Annotated in this window: 26 protein-coding genes; 14 read left to right on the top strand and 12 right to left on the bottom strand. The window is 61.5% G+C overall.

Annotated features, from left to right (window positions below):
• Positions 1–224: 224 nt before the first annotated feature.
• Complete coding sequence (locus tag FFR93_RS36270) at positions 225–1,106, top strand: 3-hydroxybutyryl-CoA dehydrogenase (RefSeq protein ID WP_064713712.1); 882 nt, start codon at positions 225–227, stop codon at positions 1,104–1,106.
• A 175-nt stretch (positions 1,107–1,281) separates the two neighbouring features.
• On the opposite strand, the gene FFR93_RS36265 is transcribed toward FFR93_RS36270, so the two are convergent.
• Positions 1,282–1,944, bottom strand: a complete 663-nt coding sequence (locus FFR93_RS36265; protein WP_138396729.1) for a TlpA disulfide reductase family protein — start codon at positions 1,942–1,944, stop codon at positions 1,282–1,284.
• Between the two features lie 26 nt (positions 1,945–1,970).
• On the opposite strand from FFR93_RS36265, the gene argH reads away from it, so the two are divergent.
• From argH to FFR93_RS36245, 4 genes are all read left to right on the top strand, one after another.
• Complete coding sequence (argH, locus tag FFR93_RS36260; RefSeq protein WP_138396728.1) at positions 1,971–3,374, top strand: argininosuccinate lyase; 1,404 nt, start codon at positions 1,971–1,973, stop codon at positions 3,372–3,374.
• A 131-nt stretch (positions 3,375–3,505) separates the two neighbouring features.
• The gene (locus tag FFR93_RS36255; protein WP_138396727.1) at positions 3,506–3,700 is read left to right on the top strand and encodes a lipoprotein; all 195 of its coding nucleotides are present in this window, start codon (positions 3,506–3,508) and stop codon (positions 3,698–3,700) included.
• Positions 3,701–3,711: 11 nt separating this feature from the next.
• Entirely contained in the window at positions 3,712–4,980 is a 1,269-nt protein-coding gene (gene lysA, locus FFR93_RS36250) for a diaminopimelate decarboxylase (protein ID WP_138396726.1), read from the top strand.
• 253 nt (positions 4,981–5,233) lie between these two features.
• Positions 5,234–7,891 (top strand): TIGR02302 family protein, encoded by a 2,658-nt coding sequence (locus FFR93_RS36245; protein WP_138396725.1) that lies wholly within the window; start codon positions 5,234–5,236, stop codon positions 7,889–7,891.
• 121 nt (positions 7,892–8,012) lie between these two features.
• Here FFR93_RS36245 and FFR93_RS36240 read toward each other — a convergent pair whose 3' ends face one another.
• The 3 genes from FFR93_RS36240 to FFR93_RS36230 all read right to left on the bottom strand — a co-directional run bounded on the left by FFR93_RS36240 (position 8,013) and on the right by FFR93_RS36230 (position 9,833).
• Positions 8,013–8,372 (bottom strand): response regulator, encoded by a 360-nt coding sequence (locus FFR93_RS36240; RefSeq protein WP_064707895.1) that lies wholly within the window; start codon positions 8,370–8,372, stop codon positions 8,013–8,015.
• A gap of 135 nt (positions 8,373–8,507) precedes the next feature.
• Entirely contained in the window at positions 8,508–9,050 is a 543-nt protein-coding gene (gene hpt / locus FFR93_RS36235; RefSeq protein WP_138396724.1) for a hypoxanthine phosphoribosyltransferase, read from the bottom strand.
• 129 nt (positions 9,051–9,179) lie between these two features.
• Complete coding sequence (locus FFR93_RS36230; protein ID WP_138396723.1) at positions 9,180–9,833, bottom strand: hypothetical protein; 654 nt, start codon at positions 9,831–9,833, stop codon at positions 9,180–9,182.
• Between the two features lie 206 nt (positions 9,834–10,039).
• Here FFR93_RS36230 and ftsE point away from each other — a divergent pair, with 206 nt between their 5' ends.
• The 4 genes from ftsE to FFR93_RS36210 all read left to right on the top strand — a co-directional run bounded on the left by ftsE (position 10,040) and on the right by FFR93_RS36210 (position 13,379).
• Positions 10,040–10,699: a cell division ATP-binding protein FtsE gene (gene ftsE, locus FFR93_RS36225; RefSeq protein WP_138396722.1), complete on the top strand. Its 660-nt coding sequence runs from the start codon at positions 10,040–10,042 to the stop codon at positions 10,697–10,699.
• Positions 10,692–11,711 carry an ABC transporter permease gene (locus FFR93_RS36220; protein WP_138396721.1) on the top strand — a complete coding sequence of 340 codons (1,020 nt, stop codon included), beginning with the start codon at positions 10,692–10,694 and terminating at the stop codon, positions 11,709–11,711. Before ftsE ends, FFR93_RS36220 begins: the two co-directional genes overlap by 8 nt.
• A gap of 66 nt (positions 11,712–11,777) precedes the next feature.
• On the top strand, positions 11,778–12,494 hold the full coding sequence (locus FFR93_RS36215; RefSeq protein ID WP_171049321.1) for a YdcF family protein: 717 nt from the start codon (positions 11,778–11,780) through the stop codon (positions 12,492–12,494).
• Between the two features lie 87 nt (positions 12,495–12,581).
• Complete coding sequence (locus tag FFR93_RS36210) at positions 12,582–13,379, top strand: 1-acyl-sn-glycerol-3-phosphate acyltransferase (protein ID WP_138396720.1); 798 nt, start codon at positions 12,582–12,584, stop codon at positions 13,377–13,379.
• Positions 13,380–13,381: 2 nt separating this feature from the next.
• On the opposite strand, the gene FFR93_RS36205 is transcribed toward FFR93_RS36210, so the two are convergent.
• Positions 13,382–13,912, bottom strand: coding sequence for a gamma-glutamylcyclotransferase (locus tag FFR93_RS36205; RefSeq protein ID WP_064708212.1), 531 nt, complete (start codon positions 13,910–13,912; stop codon positions 13,382–13,384).
• A 49-nt stretch (positions 13,913–13,961) separates the two neighbouring features.
• Here FFR93_RS36205 and FFR93_RS36200 point away from each other — a divergent pair, with 49 nt between their 5' ends.
• Positions 13,962–14,978, top strand: coding sequence for a DUF2125 domain-containing protein (locus FFR93_RS36200; protein WP_138396719.1), 1,017 nt, complete (start codon positions 13,962–13,964; stop codon positions 14,976–14,978).
• On the opposite strand, the gene FFR93_RS36195 is transcribed toward FFR93_RS36200, so the two are convergent.
• From FFR93_RS36195 to FFR93_RS36180, 4 genes are all read right to left on the bottom strand, one after another.
• Entirely contained in the window at positions 14,975–15,394 is a 420-nt protein-coding gene (locus FFR93_RS36195) for a GNAT family N-acetyltransferase (protein WP_138396718.1), read from the bottom strand. The two genes, FFR93_RS36200 and FFR93_RS36195, sit on opposite strands and share 4 nt — an antisense overlap.
• Before the next feature lie 8 nt (positions 15,395–15,402).
• Positions 15,403–16,329, bottom strand: coding sequence for a prephenate/arogenate dehydrogenase family protein (locus FFR93_RS36190; protein ID WP_138396717.1), 927 nt, complete (start codon positions 16,327–16,329; stop codon positions 15,403–15,405).
• Positions 16,326–17,423, bottom strand: a complete 1,098-nt coding sequence (hisC, locus tag FFR93_RS36185) for a histidinol-phosphate transaminase (RefSeq protein ID WP_171049320.1) — start codon at positions 17,421–17,423, stop codon at positions 16,326–16,328. The genes FFR93_RS36190 and hisC overlap by 4 nt, the downstream gene beginning before the upstream one ends.
• A 130-nt stretch (positions 17,424–17,553) precedes the next feature.
• The gene (locus tag FFR93_RS36180) at positions 17,554–18,336 is read right to left on the bottom strand and encodes a class I SAM-dependent methyltransferase (RefSeq protein ID WP_138396715.1); all 783 of its coding nucleotides are present in this window, start codon (positions 18,334–18,336) and stop codon (positions 17,554–17,556) included.
• A 52-nt stretch (positions 18,337–18,388) separates the two neighbouring features.
• Between FFR93_RS36180 and gloB the strand changes: the two genes are divergently transcribed.
• Together gloB and FFR93_RS36170 are read left to right on the top strand one after the other, a co-directional pair.
• Positions 18,389–19,159: a hydroxyacylglutathione hydrolase gene (gene gloB / locus FFR93_RS36175; RefSeq protein ID WP_064707904.1), complete on the top strand. Its 771-nt coding sequence runs from the start codon at positions 18,389–18,391 to the stop codon at positions 19,157–19,159.
• A complete protein-coding gene (locus tag FFR93_RS36170; RefSeq protein WP_138396714.1) occupies positions 19,159–19,581 on the top strand; it encodes a cupin domain-containing protein in 423 nt (140 codons plus the stop codon). Before gloB ends, FFR93_RS36170 begins: the two co-directional genes overlap by 1 nt.
• Before the next feature lie 3 nt (positions 19,582–19,584).
• On the opposite strand, the gene FFR93_RS36165 is transcribed toward FFR93_RS36170, so the two are convergent.
• Together FFR93_RS36165 and FFR93_RS36160 are read right to left on the bottom strand one after the other, a co-directional pair.
• Entirely contained in the window at positions 19,585–20,475 is an 891-nt protein-coding gene (locus FFR93_RS36165) for an EamA family transporter (RefSeq protein WP_138396713.1), read from the bottom strand.
• Between the two features lie 28 nt (positions 20,476–20,503).
• On the bottom strand, positions 20,504–21,283 hold the full coding sequence (locus FFR93_RS36160) for a DUF3108 domain-containing protein (protein WP_064707907.1): 780 nt from the start codon (positions 21,281–21,283) through the stop codon (positions 20,504–20,506).
• Positions 21,284–21,522: 239 nt separating this feature from the next.
• Between FFR93_RS36160 and rpmB the strand changes: the two genes are divergently transcribed.
• Positions 21,523–21,819, top strand: coding sequence for a 50S ribosomal protein L28 (gene rpmB, locus FFR93_RS36155; RefSeq protein ID WP_008527777.1), 297 nt, complete (start codon positions 21,523–21,525; stop codon positions 21,817–21,819).
• Between the two features lie 112 nt (positions 21,820–21,931).
• On the top strand, positions 21,932–22,567 hold the full coding sequence (locus FFR93_RS36150) for a VUT family protein (protein ID WP_064707908.1): 636 nt from the start codon (positions 21,932–21,934) through the stop codon (positions 22,565–22,567).
• A gap of 5 nt (positions 22,568–22,572) precedes the next feature.
• Here FFR93_RS36150 and FFR93_RS36145 read toward each other — a convergent pair whose 3' ends face one another.
• Positions 22,573–23,136 carry an AAA family ATPase gene (locus tag FFR93_RS36145; protein WP_138396712.1) on the bottom strand — a complete coding sequence of 188 codons (564 nt, stop codon included), beginning with the start codon at positions 23,134–23,136 and terminating at the stop codon, positions 22,573–22,575.
• Positions 23,137–23,192: the final 56 nt, after the last annotated feature.

Below are 23,192 nucleotides of genomic sequence, written 5' to 3'. Positions count from 1 at the left end.
CGATCTTCCAGGTCGCCGACTACGGCCTCGTCGCCGATCTCTTCGAGGCACTGCCGGAATTGCAAAAGGCGCTCTGAGCGAGGCAAATGCCTTTCTTTCGCACTTGCGAATGACTGGAAAATTATCTTTTATCGGTCTACTACTTACTGCCGGGCGATCCTTCGTCCGGCAGTATTGCTAATAATGCGGCAGCGCGGGGGCGAATGCCGAGCGGGGGTTTGGAGATGAACGCGGTGTTGAAGAATATTGGTGTTATCGGTGCCGGCCAGATGGGCTGCGGCATCGCGCATGTTTCGGCCGCCGCAGGTTACCGGGTTCACATCTACGATCTCTCGCAGGACCGTATCGAATCCGGCCTCGCCACCATCAACGGCAATCTCGCGCGCTTGGTGACGAACGGCAAGATGACCGATGAGGAACGTAAGGCGACCTTGTCGCGTATATCAGGCTCCGCCGATATCAACGATCTCGCCCCGGCCGATCTCGTCATCGAGGCGGCCACCGAGGACGAAAGCGTCAAACGCAAGATTTATAGCCAGGTTTGTCCGGTGATGAAGCCGGAAGCGCTGCTTGCCACCAACACCTCATCGCTCTCCATCACCCGGCTTGCTGCCGCCACCGACCGTGCCGAACGCTTCATGGGCATACATTTCATGAACCCGGTGCCGGTGATGAAACTGGTCGAGCTGGTGCGCGGCATTGCGACCGACGAGAAGACCTTCACCGCCGCCAAGGAGTTCGTCGGCTCGCTGGAGAAGACCGTCACCGTCGCCGAAGACTTCCCGGCCTTCATCGTCAACCGCATTCTGCTGCCGATGATCAATGAGGCGATCTATACGCTCTACGAAGGTGTCGGCACCGTGGACGCCATCGATACGGCGATGAAGCTCGGCGCCAACCATCCGATGGGGCCGCTGCAGCTTGCCGATTTCATCGGCCTCGACACATGCCTGTCGATCATGCAGGTACTGCATGACGGCCTGGCGGACTCAAAATATCGCCCCTGCCCGCTGCTGGTGAAATATGTCGAAGCCGGCTGGCTCGGCCGCAAATCCGGCCGCGGCTTCTACGATTATCGTGGCGAAGTGCCCGTCCCGACGCGATAAACAGACATCATCAGAAAGGGCGAGTGGACCGCACGCACGCCAAATGCTTTCCTTGTCGGGAACGGGAGGAAACGCCATGTCTACCGAAACACCCATGTTCCTGCTGCAATGCTGCGTCCTGATCGGACTCGCTGGCGTCTTCCTCATAAGAGGAGACGGGGACTCCTGAGCGCACTCACGACCCGATCGCACCCCTGATCAGCGCCTTTGCATCTTCGCTGTCCCAGGCGGCAGGCCCGTTCATGGCGGAGATCAGGCAGCCCTTATCGTCGAGCAGCAGCGTCACCGGCAGACCGAAGGCGAGCCCTTCCTTCTTCAGGCTGTTGAAGACGCTGATCGTATTGTCGCGGTAAAGCTGCAGCGCATCAACGCCGATCTCATTCAGGAACGCCTTCGGCTTCTCGTCGTCACCGGTATCGATATTGACCGGCACGACCTGGAACTTGTCGCTTCCCATGCTCTTTTCCAGCGCGTTGAGGGCTGGCATCTCCTCGCGACAGGGCACGCACCACGTGGCCCAGAGATTGAGAAGCACGGTCTTGCCGGCAAAATGGTCGAGCGTGATCGCCTTGCCGTCGGGGCCGTTGAACGAAACCGCTGTCAGCTTGCGCGGCTCGCTGGCGGCGACCATGGCGGCAACCTGACCCTTCATGAGCGGCGTCAGATTGGCAGCGCGCTCCTTTGCCAGCGAGCACTCGGCAGAAGTGCTATCACTGACGCCATTGCCAATCCCCGTCTCCTTCACGTATACCGCTGCCGCACCGGCAACAACGCCTGCAACGGCGGCGATTGCGATCAGTTTTACGGACGGCAGGCCGAAAGGTTTTTTTGTCGTCATTTCATTCTCCAGGACGGGCATCTTCCATGGCCGAGAGCAACACGGACACCAAATCCTCCAACCAGATGTGGGGTGGGCGCTTCGCCTCCGGCCCGGACGCGATCATGGAGGAGATAAATGCCTCGATCGGTTTCGACAAGAAGCTATTCGCGCAGGATATCCGCGGTTCCATCGCCCACGCGACGATGCTCGCCCATCAGGGGATCATTTCATCGGACGATAACGACAAGATCGTTCACGGGCTGAACACGATCCTGGCAGAGATCGAAAGCGGCAATTTCGAATTCTCGCGCCGGCTCGAAGACATCCACATGAACATCGAAGCGCGCCTGGCGACGCTGATCGGACCGGCTGCCGGCCGGCTGCACACCGCCCGCTCGCGCAACGACCAAGTGGCGCTCGACTTCCGCCTCTGGGTGAAGGAAGAGCTTGAGAAGACCGAACGGATGCTGACCGGCCTGATCGCCGCCTTCCTCGATCGAGCCGAGGAACATGCCGAAAGCGTTATGCCGGGCTTCACCCATCTGCAGACCGCTCAGCCCGTCACTTTCGGCCATCACTGCATGGCCTATGTCGAAATGTTCGGCCGTGACCGCTCGCGTGTGCGCCATGCCATCGAGCATATGGACGAGAGCCCGATCGGCGCTGCCGCCCTTGCGGGCACCGGCTATCCGATCGACCGTCACATGACGGCGAACGCCCTGGGCTTCCGCGAGCCGACCCGCAATTCCATCGATACGGTCTCCGACCGCGACTTCGCCATCGAGTTCCTGGCGATTGCCGCGATTACGGGCATGCATCTGTCGCGCCTGGCGGAAGAGATCGTCATCTGGTCGACCCCGCAATTCGGTTTCGTGCGGCTGTCCGACGCCTTCTCGACCGGCTCCTCGATCATGCCGCAGAAGAAGAACCCGGATGCGGCCGAACTGGTGCGTGCCAAGACCGGCCGTATCAACGGCTCGCTGATCGCACTGCTGACGATCATGAAGGGCCTGCCGCTCGCTTATTCAAAGGACATGCAGGAAGACAAGGAACAGGTCTTCGACGCAGCCGAGAGCCTGGAACTGGCGATCGCCGCCATGACCGGCATGGTGCGCGACATGACCGTCAACACAGCGCGCATGAAGGCAGCGGCCGGCTCCGGCTATTCGACGGCAACCGACCTCGCCGACTGGCTGGTGCGCGAAGCGGGCCTGCCTTTCCGCGATGCCCACCATGTGACCGGCCGCGCCGTGGCGCTCGCCGAGAGCAAGGGCTGCGAGCTGGCGGACCTACCGCTCTCCGACCTGCAGGCGATCCATTCTGCTATCACCGATAAGGTCTACGACGTGCTGACGGTCGAGGCCTCGGTCGCCAGCCGCAAGAGCTTCGGCGGCACGGCGCCCTCCGAGGTGCGCAGGCAGATCGCTTTCTGGCGCGCCCGCAACTGAGAGCTAGCAGCATGGGCGCAAAGCAGCCAAGCCTTGCCGCAGGCGCGGAATGGGCGCCCAACAATCGGGGTGCACAAGGTGGATAAACTTCGCTATGAAGATGCCACCATGTCTCGCACAAGAGGATATCCATGCAGAAGAGCTTGCCGCATCTCGTCCGCCTGACGGTGGTTCTCGCCGTCGTCGGCCTTGCCGTTGCCGGATGCGGACGCAAGGGCGATCTCGATCCGCCGAGTGCTGCGGCAACCAAGGAAGGTGACGTTTCCAAACCCACGAAACAGCCGGGAACCGTCGATAAGCCCTTCCTTCTCGATCCTCTTCTTTAAGGCATAAGCCCGTGAACCACTTCGAGTACCGCGACGGCGTCCTGCACGCCGAAAATGTTCCCGTTCCCGAGATCGCCAAGGCGGTCGGAACGCCTTTCTACGTCTATTCCACCGCGACGCTGGAACGCCATTACCGGGTTTTCTCGGAGGCTTTCGCCGATATGGACTCGATGGTCTGCTATGCGATGAAGGCGAATTCGAACCAGGCGGTGCTGAAAACGCTGGGCCGCCTCGGCGCCGGCATCGACGTCGTCTCGGAAGGGGAACTGCGCCGCGCGCTCGCCGCCGGCATTCCGGCAAGCCGCATCATGTTTTCCGGTGTCGGCAAGACCCCGTCCGAAATGGATTTCGCTCTCGAGGCGGGCATCTACTGCTTCAACGTCGAATCCGAACCCGAGCTCGAGATCCTCAACCAGCGCGCCGTCAGCGCCGGCAAAAAGGCGCCGGTCTCGTTCCGCATCAATCCCGACGTCGATGCCAGGACGCATTCGAAAATCTCGACCGGCAGGAAGGAAAACAAGTTCGGCATTTCCTGGGAGCGGGCCCGCGCCATCTACGCCCATGCCGCCAAGCTGCCGGGCATCGAGGTCACCGGCATCGACATGCATATCGGCAGCCAGATCACCGAGCTGCAGCCGTTCGATGACGCCTTCAAGCTGCTTCGGGACCTCGTTGCGACGCTGCGCGCCGACGGCCACACCATCCATCACGTCGATATCGGCGGCGGCCTCGGCGTGCCCTATAAGGATGACAACAATCCGCCGCCGCTGCCGGACGCCTATGCGGCGATCGTCAAGAACCAGCTGCGCGGTCTGGACTGCAAGATCGTCACCGAGCCCGGCCGGCTGATTGTTGGCAATGCCGGCATCCTGGTGACCGAAGTCCTCTATGTGAAGGATGGCGGCGAGAAGACCTTCGTCATCGTCGACGGTGCAATGAACGACCTCATCCGTCCGACACTCTACGAGGCCTATCACGAGATCCGTCCGGTGACGATTTCGGCGGCGAACGCGCCACGTATCCGCGCCGACGTGGTTGGCCCCGTCTGCGAGACCGGCGATTATCTGGCGCTCGATCGCGAAATGGCGATGCCGAAACCCGGCGACCTGATGGCCGTCAGCACTGCCGGCGCCTATGGCGCCGTCCAGGCCGGGACCTATAACAGCCGCCTGCTGGTGCCGGAGGTTCTGGTCAAGGGCAGCGATTTCCATGCGATTCGCCCCCGCAGAACCTATGCCGAATTGATCAGCCTCGACTCGGTTCCGGCTTGGCTCGACTAAACACGTCACGCGAAAGTGTGGATCGCGGCCTGCGTAAAACAGAGAACTGAAGCGCGAAGCGCTGTCTGAAAGATCGCGCCGCGCTTGAAGCAACCATCACTTTTTGGCGAATAAACGTGAAAAGGCGCTATTACCGGCCGCTCGCCCTCGCCTTCGCCACAAAGAGTGTTATCCTTTCGTTCATGAGCGTATTGCCCCGCAATCGCCGGAAGCGCCCTCTGTACCAGAACGCCAGATCGCGGAGACCGGACCGATGACAAGCCCCTCAAGGCAGAAAAAAGGTGCATTTGCGCTCCGTCCTTCGCTTGCCCGGTTGGTAACGACGAAACGCCTGCTGGCGCGCATCGTGCTCTTCTGCGAGCAGCTGCTGCCACCGCTGATGCCGGTCCTCTCCGTCATCGCCATTTATCTCGCAGCCTCCTGGTTCGGCATCTTCCGCAGCGTGCCGGACTGGCTGCGCATCCTGCTGCTGATTTCCTTTTCCGCGGCGTTCCTCGTCTCGCTAGTCCCCTTCCGCCATCTGCGCTGGCCGAAAACCGCTGAAGCCGATCGCATGCTGGAAGAGCGCAATGGTCTGCCGCACCAGCCGGTCGCCGTCCAGGAAGACGAGCCGGTTTTCGATACGCCCTTCGCGCGGGCGCTCTGGCGCGAACACCAGGTGCGCATGGCCGAGAAAATCGCCGCGCTCGATGCCGGCATGCCGCGACCCGATATCGCAGCACATGACCGCTTCGCCCTGCGCGCCATCCCTGCTCTGCTGCTCGTTACCGCTTTTGGCTATTCGCTTTCGATCAACGGCGGCTCGATCGGCGACGCGTTGCAGGCGGCGCCCGAGCAGGTGGCGGTCAATCCGGCCGTTCGCATCGACGCCTGGGTGACGCCACCCTCCTATACTGGCCGCGCGCCGATTTACCTGACCGCCGACGGCAGCGAACAGGCGCCGATCGGTATTCCGCAGTTTTCCGGTCTCACTGTGCGCGTCAGCGGCGGAAAGACGGCCGAAAAGGTCGTGTTCCGCAAGGCAAACGGCGAGGCGCGGGATATCGCCGTGCAGGCGGACACAAGGCCCCAGCAGGCGGCAGCAACCACGGGTGACCAGCCGAATGCTATGCCGGCCGGCCAGATCGCCGTCGCACAGACACATGTGATGAAGCTCGAGGAGAATGGCGCGCTCGAAGTCAACGGCCGCCGCTGGAGCTTCGACGTCCTTCCGGACAAGGCGCCGGAAATCGCTTTCGACGGCTTACCGAAGCCAAGCGTCAACGGCGCGCTCGAGATCGGGTTCACCGTCAAGGACGATTATGGCGTTCAGGAGGCCCATGCGGAGATCGTTCCGGTCGGAGCCGATCCGACCGCGACGCCGCTCTACCCGCTGCCGGAATACCGGCTGGATGTCCCCCGCCGCAACGCTCGCGACGCCAAGGGCGTGACAAGCCGGAACCTCACCGAACATCCGCTTGCCGGTAAGCTCGTGCGCATCACCCTCGTCGCCAAGGATGCCGCCGGCCAAACCGGCCGCAGCCCGCCCTATGAGATGACTCTGCCCTCGCGACCCTTCAACGAGCCGCTCGCCGCAGCCGTCGCCGAGGAACGTCAGGTTTTCGCGCTCGATACCCGCAAGATGCCGCAGGCGATCGCCCTGAACGAGGCGCTGACCATTCGCCCCGAGGAAACGATCCCCAAGCTCACCAATTTCCTGTTGCTGGAATCCGCCTTGGCCCGCATGAAACTAGCAAAGAGCGAGGAGGCGCTGAAGGATACCGCCCAGTATCTCTGGGAGATTGCCCTCGGAATGGAGGACGGTGACCTTTCGCTTGCCGAGCGGAAGCTGCGCCAGGCCCAGCAGAATCTCGCCGACGCGTTGAACCGCAACGCGCCCGACGAAGAGATCAAGAAGCTGATGGACGAGCTGCGCAAGGCGATGCAGGACTATCTGACCGAGCTTGCCCAGCGCATGCAGAATGCCCCGATGATGCAGCAGAACCAGAACGCGCAGAACATCCTGCGCCAGCAGGATCTGGAGCGGATGATGGACCAGATCGAGAATCTCGCTCGCTCCGGCAATCGCGACGCGGCCCAGCAGATGCTCTCGGAACTGCAGCGCATGATGAACAACCTCCAGGCCGGCCGGCCCCAGCGCGGCCAGCAAGGCCAGGAAAACAGCGAAGCCCGCAAGCAGATCGATAAACTCGGGGAGATCCTGCGCGACCAGCAGAAACTGATGGAAGAGACTTTCCGCCTTGATCAGCAGCTCAAGGATCGCATGCAGCGCGGCGAGCTCGATATGGGCGAGAACGATCCGTTGCTCGACGAGATGCCGCCCGGGGAGAACGGCCAGCCGCAGGATCAGCAACAGGGCCAGCAAGGCCAGGAAAGCCAGCAGCCCTCCGACCAGATGACGGCCGAGCAACTGCGCGAGGCACTGAAACAGTTGCGCTCCCGCCAGGACGCGCTGGGCAAGCAGCTTGGCGAATTGCAGAAGAGCCTTGGCGAGATGGGCATGAAGCCAGGCCCGGGCTTCGGCCAGGCGCAGCGCGAGATGGAAGGCGCCGGCCGTGAACTCGGCCAAGGCCGCGGCCAGCCGGCAATCGAGGGCCAGGGCCGGGCGCTGGAGGCACTTCGCCAGGGCGCCCGCGACATGATGAACCAGATGATGCAGGCGCAGCAAGGCCAACAGGGACAAGGCCCGAACGGGCAGGTGGGACAGGGCGACCAGAACGGCCGCGACCCGCTCGGCCGGCTGCGCCAGACCCAAGGACCGGACTTCGGCGACAACGACGTGAAGGTCCCCGACGAAATCGACGTTCAGCGGGCACGAGAAATCCTCGACGCGATCCGCGAGAAGCTGGGCAACAATCCGCCACAGGAGATGGAACGGCGATATCTCGAACGGCTGCTGGACATCCAGTAGACCTATGCCACCACCCCGCACGGGAATTGACTTCTAAAGCGCGTTGCGATCCTTCAGTATCGCTTGCCGCGCTTTAGTCTTTGGTTTTGCATGTTCGCGACCGCAAGACCGCTGCGCAGTTTTACGCGACGAGAGCGCGGGCGACCGCCTTGCGTATGTCAGGAAGCGCGAATGGCTTGGCGACGACGTCGATGATCTTTTCGGCAAGATCGTCGGCTCGTTCGCGCTGTTCGGCATAGCCGGTCATCAGCAGGATCTTCAAGCCGGGAAAAGCGTGCTTTGCCTGATGGGCAAGCTCGATGCCGTCCATCACGGGCATGCGGATGTCCGAAAGCAGCAGGTCATAAGCCCCGTCCTTCAGCTTTTCCAGTCCCTCGGCTCCATCGGCCGCTTCATCGGTCTCGTGACCGTCGAGCCGCAGGGCCCGGGCTACGAAAGACCGTAGGGAATCCTCGTCTTCCGTAATCAGAATTCTTGCCATATGTGCATTGCTCCGTCTTCAGCCCCGCGACGGAAATCACCAGACTTTCCTTTTCGATAGGTAAAGATGGCAAAGCGATGGACGAGATGGTTAACAAGCCGTCTTCGCCGACAATCAGGCGAGGCCTTCTTCCGCTCACGCGTCGCCGGTCACCACGCCGACGAAGGGTAATTCGCGAAACGCATAGGCGACGTCCATGCCGTAGCCCACAACGAAGTAATCGGGGCATTCGAAGCCGACATAATCGGCCTCCAGCTTTTCCTTGCGCTTGACCCGCTTGTCGAGCAGCACGGCGATCGTGACGTTGCGCGCGCCACGTTCGAAGAGCAGTTCCTTGGCAAAAAGCAGCGTCCGGCCGGACTCGAGAATATCGTCGATCAGAAGGACGTCTCGGCCGTGCACGTCGCTGTCGATATCCTTGACGATGCGCACGCCCTGCGAAACCGTACCGCTGCCGTAGCTCGACAGCGTGATGAACTCGACCTCGGGGGCAAGCCCGGTGTCGTGCAGGGCGCGGATCAGGTCGGCGGCGAAGATGAAGGAGCCCTTGAGCACGGCGATGACGAGCAGATCCTTGGTCGGGCCGTTGGCGATCTCCCGCGCCAGCTCATGATTGCGCTCGGCGATCTGCTCGGCGGTGAAGAGCGGCTCGATGTTTTTTCCGCGCACGACAGGCATAGGGGCTTGCTCCATGAAAAGAAGGGTAAGCCGTTAGCACATATGTGCGCCTGAAACAGCCTCGCCGGTTATGAAATCAACGGGATTGGCGCGCCCTGTGGCGGAAAGCCATCACGAATCCCGTTACTTCTACGGCAGGAAGGAAAGCCGGACCTCCGGCAATTTTCTGCCAGAGTGCTGGACGCGGGCCGAAAAGCCCCGGCTTTGGCCGTCGTAGATGACGTCAGCAGGCGGATCAATAACGACGCTTGCCGTCAGCCGTTCGTCGGTCACCAGATCGGCGCGGATCGGATGCACCGTCTGCGTGGTGCCGCTTTCGTTTTCGATGATGCCGTTGATGACGAGCACTCGCATGCCGTTCGCATCACGCGGCGTCACGGTCACATGGGTGAAATGCAGCGGCGCTCTCGAAGAGGCGCCCTCGGCGGAAAGTCCGGAAAAGCCGCCTGCGAGCCCGAAGGCGAGCACGGCAAGCGCCAGCACCAGTACCGCGAAGCTGCGTAGCGACGCGTGCTGCAGCCAGGATTCCGCGCTTCGCAGAGCGGAAGCAGCGATCGTCAGCAGAAGCGGCGGCCGCCCGGCGCTGGCTGCCGCCATGCGCCTGCCGTTGTCGTTATGGATCCGGGAACCGAAATCCCTCGTCCGGACTTTGCTGACCGTCACGAATTCGGCGTCGGAAACATCGGCAGGGTGTGTCGAACGATATTGACGGCGTGCGGGTTCGGGTGGCAGGAAATCATAGGCCTGGCCCGCCGTCCGGCGGCTGAAGGAGGATGCTTCCATGGTGGCTGCCTCGCAGATGTCCACATGGTTTCGCTGCCAGCGATAATCTTGGCATTGAAACGAATCCTTCTCAGTCATAAATTTTAATGGTTAATGCTTCGCAAAGATTGCCATCAAACGGGCGTCTTTCCGGCAAAGTTTACCGGCTGTTAACGGTGTTGGTTAACAAGTCACACTGTGAAACCAAGAACAGACTGAGCTGCCCGTTGATTCACTTCGAGAATGTCGGTTTGCGCTATGGCATGGGCCCGGAAATCCTCCGGGACCTGACCTTCGACATTCCGAAGAAATCCTTTCAATTTTTGACGGGCCCATCCGGCGCCGGCAAGACCTCGCTGCTGCGGCTGCTGTTCATGTCGCTTCAGCCGACGCGTGGACTGATCCGCATGTTCGGGCGCGACATTTCAGAAATTCCCCGGCCGGAACTGCCGCTGCTGCGCCGGCGCGTCGGCATCGTCTTCCAGGATTTTCGCCTGCTCGACCATCTCACCACCTATGAGAATGTCGCTTTGCCCTTACGGGTGCGCGGTAAAGAGGAAAACTCCTATAAAACCGACGTTTTGGAACTTTTGAAATGGGTCGGGCTAGGCGAACGCATCAACGTGCTGCCGCCGGTCCTCTCCGGCGGAGAGAAGCAGCGCGCAGCCATCGCCAGGGCGCTGATGGATCGGCCGGAGGTCCTGCTGGCTGACGAGCCCACCGGCAATGTCGACCCGCCGATGGCCAGGCGCCTGCTCAATCTTTTCCTCGAACTCAATCGGCTTGGTACGGCGGTTGTGATCGCCACCCACGACCTGGCGCTGATGGAACAGGTGGAAGCCCGCCGTATGATCCTCTCGGAGGGGCATCTCGATATCTATGACTGAGCCCCCGTCCAGGAAGCGAGAGAAGGCGCCGGCCCAGGCTGCGGCCCAGCAGAAGCGGCCGGAAATGCGCGTGCGTCCGACCGCGCCGATCTTGCCGCCCTCCAATATTCAGGGCAACGCTCTGATGGTGGTCATATCGATCATGGCATTTCTCGCCTGCCTGACGCTCGGCGGCGTCAGCATGGTGCGCTCGACGGCGGCAAGTTGGGAGAGCCAGATCTCCCGCGAGATCACCATTCAGATCAAGCCGGATGACAATCTCGACATGGAAAAGGCGCTGACGCAGGCGCGCGACCTGGCGCTGACATTCGTCGGCACCAAAAGCGGCCAGATCGTTGACGAGGCAGCCACCGCCCGTCTGCTGGAACCATGGCTCGGGCCTGGCCTCGATCTCAAGGACCTGCCCGTTCCCCGTCTCGTCGTCATCACCATCGACGAAAACAATCCGCCCGATTTCGAAGCGATGCGGGGCCTCCTGAAGGACAGCATCCCGCAGGCGACCCTCGACGATCATCGCACCTGGGTCGACCGGCTGGTCTCGATGGCGCGTACGACGGTGCTGATCGGCGCCGGCGTCCTGCTTCTGGTCTTCTCAGCCATGGTGCTCACCGTTGTCTTCGCCACGCGCGGTGCGCTGTCGGGCAACCGTCACATCGTCGAAGTGCTGCATTTCGTCGGTGCAGAGAGCTCCTTCGTCGCCACCGAATTTCAGAAGCATTTCCTGAAAATCAGCCTTAAAGGCTCGGCGGTCGGCAGCGCGCTTGCCGCTCTTTTCTTCGCCACCGCCGGCTTCTGGCAAAGCCGCACGCTTGCGACGCCGGAGACGGATCAGGCGACCGCGCTGTTCGGCACCTTCTCCGTCGGCGTGCTTGGCTATGCCGGCATCTTCGCGACGATGATCGTCATCGCGCTTCTGACGACCGTCACGGCGCGGCTGACCGTCATGCGGACGATCTACGAAATCGATACATTGCGTTCGGATCCGACACGCACCGACGGCATCGCAAGTTGACCATGCCATGCCGTTTTATCGTGAAAACGTCTGTTCCGCGCCGCAATCAGCGTATAATCACGATTCATGACCATGGGCCATACGACACGCAACCCGATTCGCCAGGACCCGGAGCTTGATCATCCGGCGGGCCTGCCGCCGCGGCGCGGCCCGATCCGCCGCCTGCTGCGCTGGGGCGGCTTTGGCTGCGTCTTGGTGATCGCTCTGGTGTTCGGCGGCTTCCTGCGGTTTGCCGATTCTGTGACAACGCTGAAGCCCCCGGTCGAGCCGAAGGCGGATGCGATCGTCGTGCTGACTGGCGGCTACCAGCGCATCGACCAGGCTGTGGAACTGCTGCAGAAGGGGGCAGGCAAGCGACTGCTGATCTCGGGCGTCCACCCGACGACGACGCCGGCGCAGATTCGCAAGATGACGCAAGGCTCGGCCGATCTTTTCTCCTGCTGCGTCGATATCGGCCATGATGCGATAGACACGATCGGCAACGCCGAGGAGACCTCCAACTGGATCCACGCCAAGGGATACAGAAGCGTTCTCGTCGTTACCAACAATTATCATATGCCGCGCAGTCTCGCGGAACTCTCCTATGTCGACCCAGACATCGAATTCATTCCCTATCCGGTGGTCAATTCGGATCTGAAGACCCGCAACTGGTTTACCGACCCGAACGCGATGCGGGTTATGCTGGCCGAATATGCAAAGGTGCTGTTGGCCGGCGTCCGCAACATCACCGGCTTCGGCCGTCATACGGGACTGCGCTCGGCAGGCGTATCCGCGTCGGACTGAGCTTTTGCATCGGAGCGGCATCAAACGCTTTTTATGACGGGCAATATCGTGTAGGCCGGTCGCGTGAGCATGCCTCGGGAAAATTTCATGACCGCCCTGCGTTCCGTCCTCTTCAACACGATCTTCTACGCCAACCTCATCATCCGGATGATCGTGCTCTCGCCCTATTATTTCGTGGTGCCGCGCCTGACCGCCTATGAGATCCCGAAGACCTGGGCGCGCTCCAACCATTGGCTGATGCGCGTGATCGTCGGCACGACCTTCGAGATCGAGGGTCTGGAGAACTTGCCTGATGGCAGCTATATCCTGGCGCCGAAGCATCAGTCATTCTGGGACACCTATGCGCTGCTGCCCAAGCTCAAGGACCCGGTCTACATCCTGAAGCGCGAGCTGATGTGGATCCCGCTCTTTGGCTGGTATGCGAAGAAGCAGCGCATGATCCCGGTCGATCGCGGCGCCCGCGGCAAGGTGATGGTAGACGTGCTGAGACGCACGAAAGAAGAGCTCGCGACCGGCCGCCAGCTCATCATCTATCCCGAGGGAACGCGCCGTCCGCCGGGTGCAGAGCCGCTCTATAAGTACGGCATCGCCCGGATGTATCGCGACCTTGGCATTCCCGTGGTGCCTGTCGCCATGCATCCCGGGCTCTTCTGGCCGCGGCGGAGCTTCCGTCGTTATCCCGGCCACTTCAAGGTGAAGGTCCTGCCGCCGATTATGCCGGGAATGGATCCCGACGCCTTCTTCGCGCACCTGATGGAGGTGACGGAGCGGGCGAGCGACGAACTCCTCATCGAGACCGTCGAACGCAATCCGCATCTGCCCTTGCCGCCAACCGCAGTTGAAAGATTGAGGGAGCTGCGCAAAGTGAAGGCAGCCACCGCCTGATCTCAGGCTTCGCGCAGCCGCTCCACTTCGCTGACGACCTGCTCCAGCCAATGATCGCGAATACCCATCTGCTTCAGATGCGCGAGTGTGTTGAAGACATAGGCATCGTTCGGACCGGACTGGCCCTTCGCCTCGTTCACCACCCGCGCTGCCGCAAGCGCATCGAGGCTGCCCGCATATTGCTCATGGTCGCGATCAACGATGTAGGCGACCGCCTCCATCCTGCGACCGCCGGCAAACTGCAATCGCACACGGCGCTCCAGATAAACGTTGGTGACGAGCTCGCGGGCGCGGAGATAATCAATCACTTCGTCCCATTTGTCGGGCGAAATACGGAATGCCATGCCGCGGCAGGCTCCGCCCCTGTCGAGACCGAGAACGAGGCCCGGATTGTCGCGCGTGCCGCGATGGACGAAGGAGCGCACGCACAACGAACGCCTGTAACCATGCACCAGAGCCTCTGCCCGCTCCAGGAACTCAAAGCCCGGATTCCACATCAGCGAGCCGTAGCCAAACACCCAAAATTCGTCCATATCGCACGCCAGACCGGAATCAATTTGCGATTCACCATTGGAGAACATCATGGCAGCGTCAAGCCGATCCGGCAGCAGCCAAACCGGCAGCGGCAAGAAATTCTGGTTGCTCGGTGGAGGCATCCTCCTGGTGATCGCGCTTTATACCGGTGGCTGGTTCTATGCCGCGTCGGCGTTGAAGACGACGGTGCTGAAAGCAATCGCGCCACGGGACCAAGCTGGCGTCACCGGCGAATGCGCCGATATCCAGTTCCGCGGCTATCCTTTCCGCATCGGTCTGTTCTGCTCCAAGGTCGATGTCGACGACAACGTGAACGGCGTCTCCGCCACCTTCGGCGCGTTGCGCTCGGCCGCCCAGGTCTATGCGCCCGGCAATATCGTATGGGAGCTCGATTCGCCGGCCGAGATCCGCACCACCAACGGCCTTGCGATCTCGGCTCAGTGGGCGAACCTTCAGTCAAGCCTTGCGACCAGGCTGCAGGGTATCGACCGCAGCTCGACCGTCATCGAGGGCCTGAAGGCGACGGCGGTCTCCTCCTTCACCGGCCAGACCATCAGCTTTGATGCGGCCCGCACGGAAATTCACCTGCGCCAGAACGGCGCCGATCTCGACGGGGCGATCTCGGTGCAGGATGCGAACACTGCGATCAAGGACTGGCCGCAGCTTTTCCCGAAACTGTCAGCCAGCGTCGATCTCACGATTGCCGGCAAGGCCGGTCTGATCGACGGCAGCGACCCGAACGGCCTCAACGGTTCTGCCGGCGAACTGCGGCGTATCGTTGCCGACATCGGCGACGGCAAGGTGATGACGCTCACCGGTCCCTTTTCATTCGATGAGCAGGGCTTTCTCTCGGGGAAATTCAAGCTTGAGATCGAACGCCTCGGCCCCTGGGGCGACAGCCTGAAACAGGCCTTTCCAGATATTGCATCGACCGTCAACACAGCGACGAAGCTCCTGCAGTCGCTTGCCGGCGGCAAGGACAAGGTCTCGGTCGATCTTGTCGTCGACCGCGGCAACGCCACCGTCAGCGGCTTCATTCCGCTCGGTCAGATTCCGCCGATCTAACCGATCTGCTTGATGAAAAACACCTCCGGCACCGATTGCAGGCCGGGCAGCTCGATCGAGCCGGTTTCGATAAACCCGTTGCGGCGATGCCAGTCCTGAGGCCGGCTCTCGTCGCATTCGCTCGACGTCATCAGCAGGCGTGCGCCCTCGCCGCGCATCGCCTCCTCCCAGGCAAGAAACAAGGCGGTGCCGACGCCCGATCGGCGGTGGCCGGGCAGAATGCGGATCATTTCCATATAGGGAAGCCTGCCCCAGAAGCGGGAGAAACGCAGGAAGCCGACTATCTCGCCGGCTTCCCTGGCGACGAGATATTCGCCGAGAGCCACGCACCGTGACACCCATGCCTTGCCTGTTTTGGCATCCTCGCGCACCAGCCAATCGATATCCGTCTGGCTCGCGCTCGCCACCGCCACCATCGCGGCAGCTACTTCTTATCAAGCGCGTGGGGGCGGCCGAAATCAGGCGCGTCGACATCCTGCCCCGCCTGAACGATCGAGCGACGGATAGCGCGCGTGCGGGTGAAGAGTTCGAAAATCTTGTCCCCCTCGCCCCAGCGGATCGCGCGCTGCAGATAGGCGAGATCTTCCGAAAAACGCGCCAGCATCTCAAGGATCGCATCGCGATTGTGCAGGCAGACGTCGCGCCACATCGTCGGGTCGGAAGCGGCCAGACGAGTGAAGTCGCGAAAGCCCGAAGCCGAATATTTGATGACCTCGGACTCCGTCACCGTCTCCAAATCGTCGGCGGTGCCGACGATGTTGTAGGCGATGATATGCGGCAGGTGCGAAACGATCGCGAGCACCTTGTCGTGATGCTCCGCATCCATCTCGTCGACCTTCGAGCCGAGCGCTTCCCAGAAACTGCGCAGCCGCTTCAGCGCCGTCTCGTCGGTTCCCGAAACCGGCGTGAAGATGCACCAGCGGCCTTGGAAGAGGCCTGGAAAACCGGCGTCCGGGCCGGATTTTTCCGTGCCGGCCAGCGGATGGCCGGGGATGAAGTGCACGTTGTCAGGCATATGCGGCTGCATCTGCGCGATCACCGACGCTTTGGTAGAGCCGACATCGGTAACGATCGCGCCACCCTTGAGATTGCCGGCGATTTCCTTCGCCACGCTTTCCGAAGCGCCGACCGGAACCGAAACGATGATGAGGTCGGCATCTCTCACGGCATCGGCAGAAGAGGTCGTATAGCGGTCGCCGAGGCCGAGCTCTTCGGCACGTTGCAATGTCTCGACGCTGCGTGTCGCGACGACGATCTCTTTGGTAAGCCCGAGCCGCCGGATATCGTGAGCAAGCGAAGAGCCGATCAGGCCTATGCCAATCAGCGCTATGCGATCGAAATGCACGCTCATGCCTGACGTCCCATGAATTCCCCGAGCGCGGCGATGACGCCACGATTGGCTTCTTCGGGACCGACGCTCATGCGAAGCGCATTGGGGAAACCATAGCCGCGCACGGCGCGCAATATGTAGCCGCGGCTCGTAAGGAATTCGTCTGCATCCGACGCCCGCTTGCCATCGACCTCCGGGAAATGGATGAGGACGAAGTTGGCGACCGAAGGCGTCACTTTCAGCCCGATGGCTTCCAGCGCCTGGGTCAGCGTCTCGATCCAGGTCTGATTGAAGGCGACGGCCTGCTGAACAAAGGCCTGGTCGCGAATGGCCGCGGCACCGGCGGCGATGGCCGGCGCGTTGAGGTTGAACGGCGCGCGCACGCGGTTCACAGCATCGACGATCTCGCTCGGCGCATACATCCAGCCGACACGCAGCGCCGCGAGTCCGTAAGCCTTTGAAAAGGTGCGGGTCATCACGACGTTTGAGTTGGAGGACACGACCTCGATGCCGGCTTCATAATCGTTGCGGCGCACATATTCGGCGTACGCGGCATCGAGCACGAGCACGACGTGTTTCGGCAGTCCGGCCTGCAGACGGCGGATTTCACTGACGGGAACATAAGTGCCTGTAGGGTTGCCTGGGTTGGCGACGAAGACGATCTTGGTTCTTTCCGTGACCGCGGCAAGGATCGCATCGACATCGACCGTATAATCCTTTTCTCTGACGACGACAGGCGTGGCGCCAGCGCCAAGGATCTGGATCTTGTAGACGAGAAAGCCATGCTCGGTGATGATGCCCTCGTCGCCGGCGCCGAGATAGACATGGCAGAGAAGGCCGAGCAGTTCGTCGGAACCGTTGCCGCAGAGAATGTTTGCCGGATTGAGACCGTGCACGGCGGCGATTGCCTCGCGCAGTTCGATGGCCTGCCCGTCAGGATAACGGCCCAGATTGTCGGCAGCCGCCCTGAAGGCTTCGATTGCCTTTGGGCTGGCGCCGAGCGGCGTTTCGTTGGATGAGAGCTTGTAGACGCGGGCGACGCCCGGCGCATGTTCCTTGCCCGGCACATAGGCTGCGATATCGAGGATACCGGGACGCGGAACGGGCTTGCTCATCTCAACGCTCATGGGTTCGACCTTGGAATTGCCGGAAAATCCGGCTGAAAACACCAAGTGGCATTAAAGCGGAATGTGATTGTTGTCGAGAGGCACGGGCGTGACACAAGCAGGCGGAGAACCCTCGCCATCACTTCAATCTGTTGCGCGTGGTCGGCACGCCGTGGGGTGCAAGAACGGGCACGAAGACGCGGCGGGAGGCGCGTGCAGCGACCGGCAGCCCCTGGTAGAGCCGTTTCTGCGCCTCCACGATGATGACTCCGGAGAAAGCCGGCCATAAGGTGCGGCCGATCCGCTCGAAGGCGCGGCGAAGGCGCAGGATGGTCCGGAGCTTCGACGGCGGAAAGAACAGCGCTTCGGCGGTCGCGCCTGGGGTGAAATTCGTCTCGCGCAGGAGATGCGTCAGCTGACCGCGGGAATAGGGCCGGCCCGAACCGAAGGGGGTGTGTTCCATGCGGGCCCAGACCCCCCGCCGGTTCGGCACCACGATAACAAGCCGTCCGCCCGGCGCCAGCACCCGCCAGAGCTCCTTCAGCGTCTCGCGCGGGCTTTCGGCGAATTCCAGAGAATGCACCATCAGCACCCGGTCGATCGAGGAATCCGGCAGCGGCAGTTCCTCGTCGAAAACAAGCGTCGTCGACGACAGTGAACCCATCGGCCAGTTCACCGCGCCCTGTCCGGCCGGCATGAAGGCGAAGGTGCGTTCGGTATCGGCCTGGAAGCGGTCGAGGAAGGGCACGGCATAACCAAGACCGACAAGACGCTCCTGCGGTAGCCTCACCCAGAGCGATGAGAGCGCCATGGCGATCGACTGCTCGGCAAGACGCCCGAGGTCGGAGTGATAGAATTGACGTAGGTCGACGATATCGGCGTGCATTGCGACAAATGTTATCAGCGGGCGGTTGGACTTCAAGGCCGGACCCACTACATTCCGCAAGAGTCGTGGGACAAGGGATTGTTTGAAGATGAAACCTTTGGAATTAGACGTCTTTCTCTGCCGCACCGACAATTTCGGCGTCCTCGTGCACGATCCGGAGACGGGATTTACCGCAGCGATCGATGCGCCGGAGGAGGCGCCGATCCTGGAAGCGGCGACACGGCGTGGCTGGAAGATCAGCCACATCTTCAATACGCATCACCATACCGATCACGTTGCCGCAAACCTGGCGCTGAAGGAGCAGTTCGGCTGCGAGATCATCGGCCCGATCAACGAGGCCATCGCCATTCCCGGTCTCGACCGTACAATGGCCGATGGTGACAGCTTCCTTTTCGGCGATCACGCGGTCAAGGTGATTGAGACCCCCGGTCACACCGCCGGTCACATCTGCTATCACTTCGTCGACGATAAGCTGCTCTTTGCCGCCGACACGCTGTTTGCGCTCGGTTGCGGCCGCCTTTTCGAACGCCCGGCCGCCGACATGTGGCATTCGCTGCAGAAGCTTGCCGTGCTGCCGGACGAGACCGCCGTCTATTTCGGACACGAATATACGTTATCCAACGCCCGCTTCGCACTGACTGTTGACCCCGACAATGAACGCTTGAAGAGCCGCGCCGCCGAGATAGAGGGCTTGCGCGCAGAAGGCAAGTTCACCATCCCGACCACGCTGGGGCTGGAAAAGGAAACAAATCCGTTTCTGCGCGCCGCCGATCCGGCGATCCGCCGCAATCTGATCATGGAAGGCAAGACGAACGAAGAAGTCTTTGCCGAGATCCGCAGGCGCAAGGACCATTTTTAATGTCGCCTGAGGAGATTATCCGCGAACTCGGCATGCAGCCGCATCCCGAAGGTGGTTGGTACGTGCAGACATTTCGCGACACCGCGGGTGGCGAGCGCGGCCATTCCACGGCCATCTATTATCTGCTGACAAAGGGACAGCGTTCGCACTGGCATCGCGTCCGGGACGCGGTCGAGGTCTGGCATTATTACGCCGGTGCGCCGCTGGCGCTGCACCGGTCGCAGGACGGGGTGACAAGCGAGACCCTGACGCTCGGAACCAACCTTGCTGCCGGCGAGCGACCACAGGCGATCATTCCCGCCAATTGGTGGCAATCGGCCGAGCCGCTTGGCGATTTTACCCTGGTGGGCTGCACGGTTTCGCCCGGCTTCGAATTTTCAACCTTCGAGATGGCGCCGGCGGATTGGAAGCCCGGCGGCTGAGGCTCATTCCGCTGCCGCGGGCTGTGCGAGGCTTTTGCGGCGGAACATTTCCTGGGCAGCCAGCACTGCCCCGCCGGTGACGAGCAGGCAGGCGAGAGCGATGCGCCAGCTCGGCTCGGCAAAGCCGAACAGCGTCAGGATAAGCGTCGAAAGCAACGGCGCCGCATAACTCGCAGCACCGAGGATCTGGATGTCCCCGTTCTTGACGCCATAGTCCCATGCGTAAAAGGCGGCCCCCACAGGCAGGAGCCCGAGCCCGACGATGGCGATCCATTCGAACATCGTTGCCGGCCAGACGGTCGCCTCCAGGGCGAGATGGCAGAAGAGCGACAGGACGGAAGTGACAAGGCAAAAGCCGGTAACGACATCAGTGGAAACGGCTTCGAAACGCCTGGTCAGCAGCGAATAGCCCGACCATGTGAAGGCGCAGAGGAAGGCCGCCCCATAGCCGACCGCATAGGCGCCGTCGAAATCGATGCCGTTGCGGCTGACGATCAGGAAAGTGCCGCAAAGCCCGGCAAGCGCGCCAGCCACGTGATACCAGCGCAACCGTTCACCTGGCAGCAGCGCCGAGCCGACGACGATCAGCAGCGGCCAGAGATAGGCGATCAGTCCGGCCTCCACCGCCGGCGCGTTCCTGAGCGCGGTGAAATAGAGGAAATGGTAGCCGAACAGCCCGGCAATGCCCGTCAGCCAGACCCTGGCCGGCTGCTTCAGCAGCGCCAGCCGCGACGGGTTGTTGATGAGCACCAGGAGGCCGGGAATACTGCCGATCGCAAAGCACAGGGCCGAAAGCTGGAATGGCGGCATCTTGCCCGAGGCAGCCGTAAACAGCGCCAGGAAAGACCACATCAGTATGGCCGTAAAGCCGATCGCAGTTGCACGAAGCTTCACTTGTCCCCCTTCGGAGGCCAAAGCTCCGTCAGCTGACACTGCCGTATTTGACGGCAGTGATCGTCACCATTCCATATTCGGTTGGAATGCGCACGTAAACTGGAGCGTATACATTTGCCGCGTCCGACTTGGCAAACCAGATTTCCATTCGGTCGCTCTTGCTGAGATAGTCGATATCCTTTCGGCCCTTCTTGTAGCCGGAACGCGGCACGAAGCGCACGCCGCAGACGATCGCCTTGCCCTTGAAGCCATCGGTCTTGAAATCCTCGTCACCCTTCGGCGAGAGTACCAGATCCATGCGCGTCTCGCCGTCGAAGATTGGCAGCGTCTGCGAGCAGACCTTGGTATCCCCGGTGAAGACCAGGCCGGAGATCGGATCGAGCACCGAACGCATGTCGCCAGGCGTGACGTCGATCCAGTTCTTCGGCCGTTTCGGCGGCGGCGTCGTCGTCGCCGATATGATGTTGCCGTTGCGATAGCTGACCTCGTAAACGCGGGCCTTCTTGCCGCTCTTATAATAGAGCGAATATTTCAGCGCCTGCAGCCGATCGTTACGGACGACGCCGGTGACGCTGGTCTTTGCCGAGATGGTCTTGATGAGATCGGCAAGGCCGGCGGACTTGATATCACCCGCAATCTTGTAAGAGTGATCGTCCTCGATCTGAGTCAGGAACGCGGCACGCGCGATCGGCAGGCCGGCCAGCGTTACCCGGTATACCGTCTGATGCTGGACCTCGGCCGCCGATGCCGGTATGGCAAGGAGTGCGGCGATAGCCGAAATGAAAATGCGTCTGCCCGAATGAGCCATGAGTGAAGCCTTGTCTTGCCGCGGTCGGCAGCCTTGCCGAGTGCTCTATACTCCTGCCGCAAAGGGAAGAAAACAGCAGCTTTTTGACAGAATTGCGGGAAAGGCCAAGGATTGGCTTGACGCGCGCAGGCTCTCTGACTATAGAACCGCAACTTTCCAATCATGCCTGTTGGATTGCGAGCCCGGTTTTGCCGGGGATGGCAATTCGGTGGCCCGAGAAAAACAAGAATAGGTGTTCCATGTCCCGCGTGTGCGAATTGACCGGCAAGGCCGTCCTGACTGGTAACAATGTCAGCCATGCCAACAACAAGACCAAGCGCCGGTTCCTGCCGAACCTGTGCCAGGTAACGCTGATTTCGGACGCTCTCAACCAGCGTTATCGTCTTCGCGTTTCGGCTGCTGCTCTTCGCTCTGTCGAGCATCGTGGCGGCCTCGATGCCTTCCTGATCAAGGCAAGCGAAAACGAACTGTCGATGCGCGCGCGCCTGCTGCGTCGTCAGATCGTCAAGAAGACCGCCGAAGCCGCTGCTGCGTAAGCTTCTGCACTTCTTTCATACGGCTTCAAAAGGCTTGCACGGATAATACCGGTCAAGCCTTTTGCTTTGTCGGTCCGTCTCTCCAACTGGTGGCATCACCCAGGATAAAAAAATGCTGACGACGCGCTATACCGTTGCCTATGTCGCTCTGATGACGCTTGTCGTCGTCGCGTCAAACTTCCTCGTCCAGTTCCCGCTGAACGTTGAAGTCGCCGGCATCAATCTCGCAGACATCCTGACCTGGGGCGCCTTTTCCTATCCAGTCGCCTTCCTGATCACCGATCTGACCAACCGCCAGTTTGGTCCGCAGGCTGCGCGTAAGGTCGTCTTTGCCGGCTTTGTCGTCGGCGTGACGCTGTCCTTCTTCACTTCGGTGCCACGCATCGCCATCGCCTCCGGCTCCGCCTACCTTGCAGGACAATTGCTCGATATCGCCGTCTTCAACCGCCTGCGCCGCCAGGCCTGGTGGCGCGCGCCGCTCTTGGGCTCGCTGGTCGGCTCGGCGCTCGACACGGTGATGTTCTTCTCGCTGTCCTTTGCCGCGTTTTTCGTCTTCCTCGGTCCGAACGAACCCTTTGCGCTGGAAGCAGCTCCTGTCCTCGGCATCTTCGCCGCTGAGGCGCCACGCTGGATTTCCTGGGCGATCGGCGATTTCGCCGTCAAGATGATCGTCGGCCTCGTCATGCTGCTGCCCTATGGCGCGCTGATGAACGTGCTGCGGCCGATGCAGCCCGCACGCGTCAGCTAAAGCCTTCAACGCTGCCGGACCGCGCCGGTGGCGATTGCAGGATGCAGCAGAACCTCTGCAACCAGATCATCGATATCCCTTGACGAATCGAGCCGCAAAACCGGGGCCTTCTGCGTTTCCAGCCATTGCTCATGCGCTGCAAGACTGCGGCGTTCCGGACCGGCCGTATCGTAACTTGCCGCCCATTCCATGAATTCCCCGCTTTTGATTTCCATATCGCCGCCTGGGCCGATCCTGTCTCCGTAGCGGGCGATCTCCCGCGCGCGGATCCGCGCCATCCGCAGCTCCGGCTCGCTCCTGAGGAACACGATCAGATTGTAGAACGGCTCGATCTGCCTCGCCCATTTGAGCGCCGATCCGGAGAGGACCCAGCCGTCATGCCGTGCCGCTTCCGCAAGCAGCAGCCGAATGCGTTCGTCGGCATCCCGCGGCGTCGTGAATGGCGGGTCGGTCGGCAGCCAAAAGAAATCGTCTGTATCGAGGTGGGCAAGATCGAGCCGTTCGGCAAGTGTATGGCCGAGTGACGTTGTGCCGGAACCGGACGCGCCTGTGATATGAATATGCACCATGATTGTCCCTCCGAAGGCTCCTCTCGATGCGACAATGGGATAGTCGAGGCATGTGA

Source organism: Rhizobium sp. MHM7A (genome assembly GCF_005862215.1).
Lineage (GTDB): Bacteria > Pseudomonadota > Alphaproteobacteria > Rhizobiales > Rhizobiaceae > Rhizobium > Rhizobium bangladeshense.
Note: the sequence above shows the minus strand (reverse complement) of the source record. Positions and strands in the feature narration are given on the sequence as shown.

Coding starts and splice junctions, on each gene's coding strand:
- rpmB (WP_008527777.1), top strand. CDS start 21,523: ATGTCCCGCGTGTGCGAATTGACCGGCAAGGCCGTCCTGACTGGTAAC.
- FFR93_RS36210 (WP_138396720.1), top strand. CDS start 12,582: ATGACCGCCCTGCGTTCCGTCCTCTTCAACACGATCTTCTACGCCAAC.
- FFR93_RS36150 (WP_064707908.1), top strand. CDS start 21,932: ATGCTGACGACGCGCTATACCGTTGCCTATGTCGCTCTGATGACGCTT.
- FFR93_RS36240 (WP_064707895.1), bottom strand. CDS start 8,372: ATGGCAAGAATTCTGATTACGGAAGACGAGGATTCCCTACGGTCTTTC.
- FFR93_RS36220 (WP_138396721.1), top strand. CDS start 10,692: ATGACTGAGCCCCCGTCCAGGAAGCGAGAGAAGGCGCCGGCCCAGGCT.
- FFR93_RS36270 (WP_064713712.1), top strand. CDS start 225: ATGAACGCGGTGTTGAAGAATATTGGTGTTATCGGTGCCGGCCAGATG.
- FFR93_RS36245 (WP_138396725.1), top strand. CDS start 5,234: ATGACAAGCCCCTCAAGGCAGAAAAAAGGTGCATTTGCGCTCCGTCCT.
- FFR93_RS36195 (WP_138396718.1), bottom strand. CDS start 15,394: ATGGTGGCGGTGGCGAGCGCGAGCCAGACGGATATCGATTGGCTGGTG.
- gloB (WP_064707904.1), top strand. CDS start 18,389: ATGAAACCTTTGGAATTAGACGTCTTTCTCTGCCGCACCGACAATTTC.
- hpt (WP_138396724.1), bottom strand. CDS start 9,050: ATGCCTGTCGTGCGCGGAAAAAACATCGAGCCGCTCTTCACCGCCGAG.
- FFR93_RS36255 (WP_138396727.1), top strand. CDS start 3,506: ATGCAGAAGAGCTTGCCGCATCTCGTCCGCCTGACGGTGGTTCTCGCC.
- FFR93_RS36230 (WP_138396723.1), bottom strand. CDS start 9,833: ATGGAAGCATCCTCCTTCAGCCGCCGGACGGCGGGCCAGGCCTATGAT.
- FFR93_RS36215 (WP_171049321.1), top strand. CDS start 11,778: ATGACCATGGGCCATACGACACGCAACCCGATTCGCCAGGACCCGGAG.
- FFR93_RS36265 (WP_138396729.1), bottom strand. CDS start 1,944: ATGACGACAAAAAAACCTTTCGGCCTGCCGTCCGTAAAACTGATCGCA.
- FFR93_RS36170 (WP_138396714.1), top strand. CDS start 19,159: ATGTCGCCTGAGGAGATTATCCGCGAACTCGGCATGCAGCCGCATCCC.
- hisC (WP_171049320.1), bottom strand. CDS start 17,423: ATGAGCAAGCCCGTTCCGCGTCCCGGTATCCTCGATATCGCAGCCTAT.
- FFR93_RS36205 (WP_064708212.1), bottom strand. CDS start 13,912: ATGGACGAATTTTGGGTGTTTGGCTACGGCTCGCTGATGTGGAATCCG.
- FFR93_RS36145 (WP_138396712.1), bottom strand. CDS start 23,136: ATGGTGCATATTCATATCACAGGCGCGTCCGGTTCCGGCACAACGTCA.
- FFR93_RS36200 (WP_138396719.1), top strand. CDS start 13,962: ATGGCAGCGTCAAGCCGATCCGGCAGCAGCCAAACCGGCAGCGGCAAG.
- FFR93_RS36160 (WP_064707907.1), bottom strand. CDS start 21,283: ATGGCTCATTCGGGCAGACGCATTTTCATTTCGGCTATCGCCGCACTC.
- FFR93_RS36190 (WP_138396717.1), bottom strand. CDS start 16,329: ATGAGCGTGCATTTCGATCGCATAGCGCTGATTGGCATAGGCCTGATC.
- argH (WP_138396728.1), top strand. CDS start 1,971: ATGGCCGAGAGCAACACGGACACCAAATCCTCCAACCAGATGTGGGGT.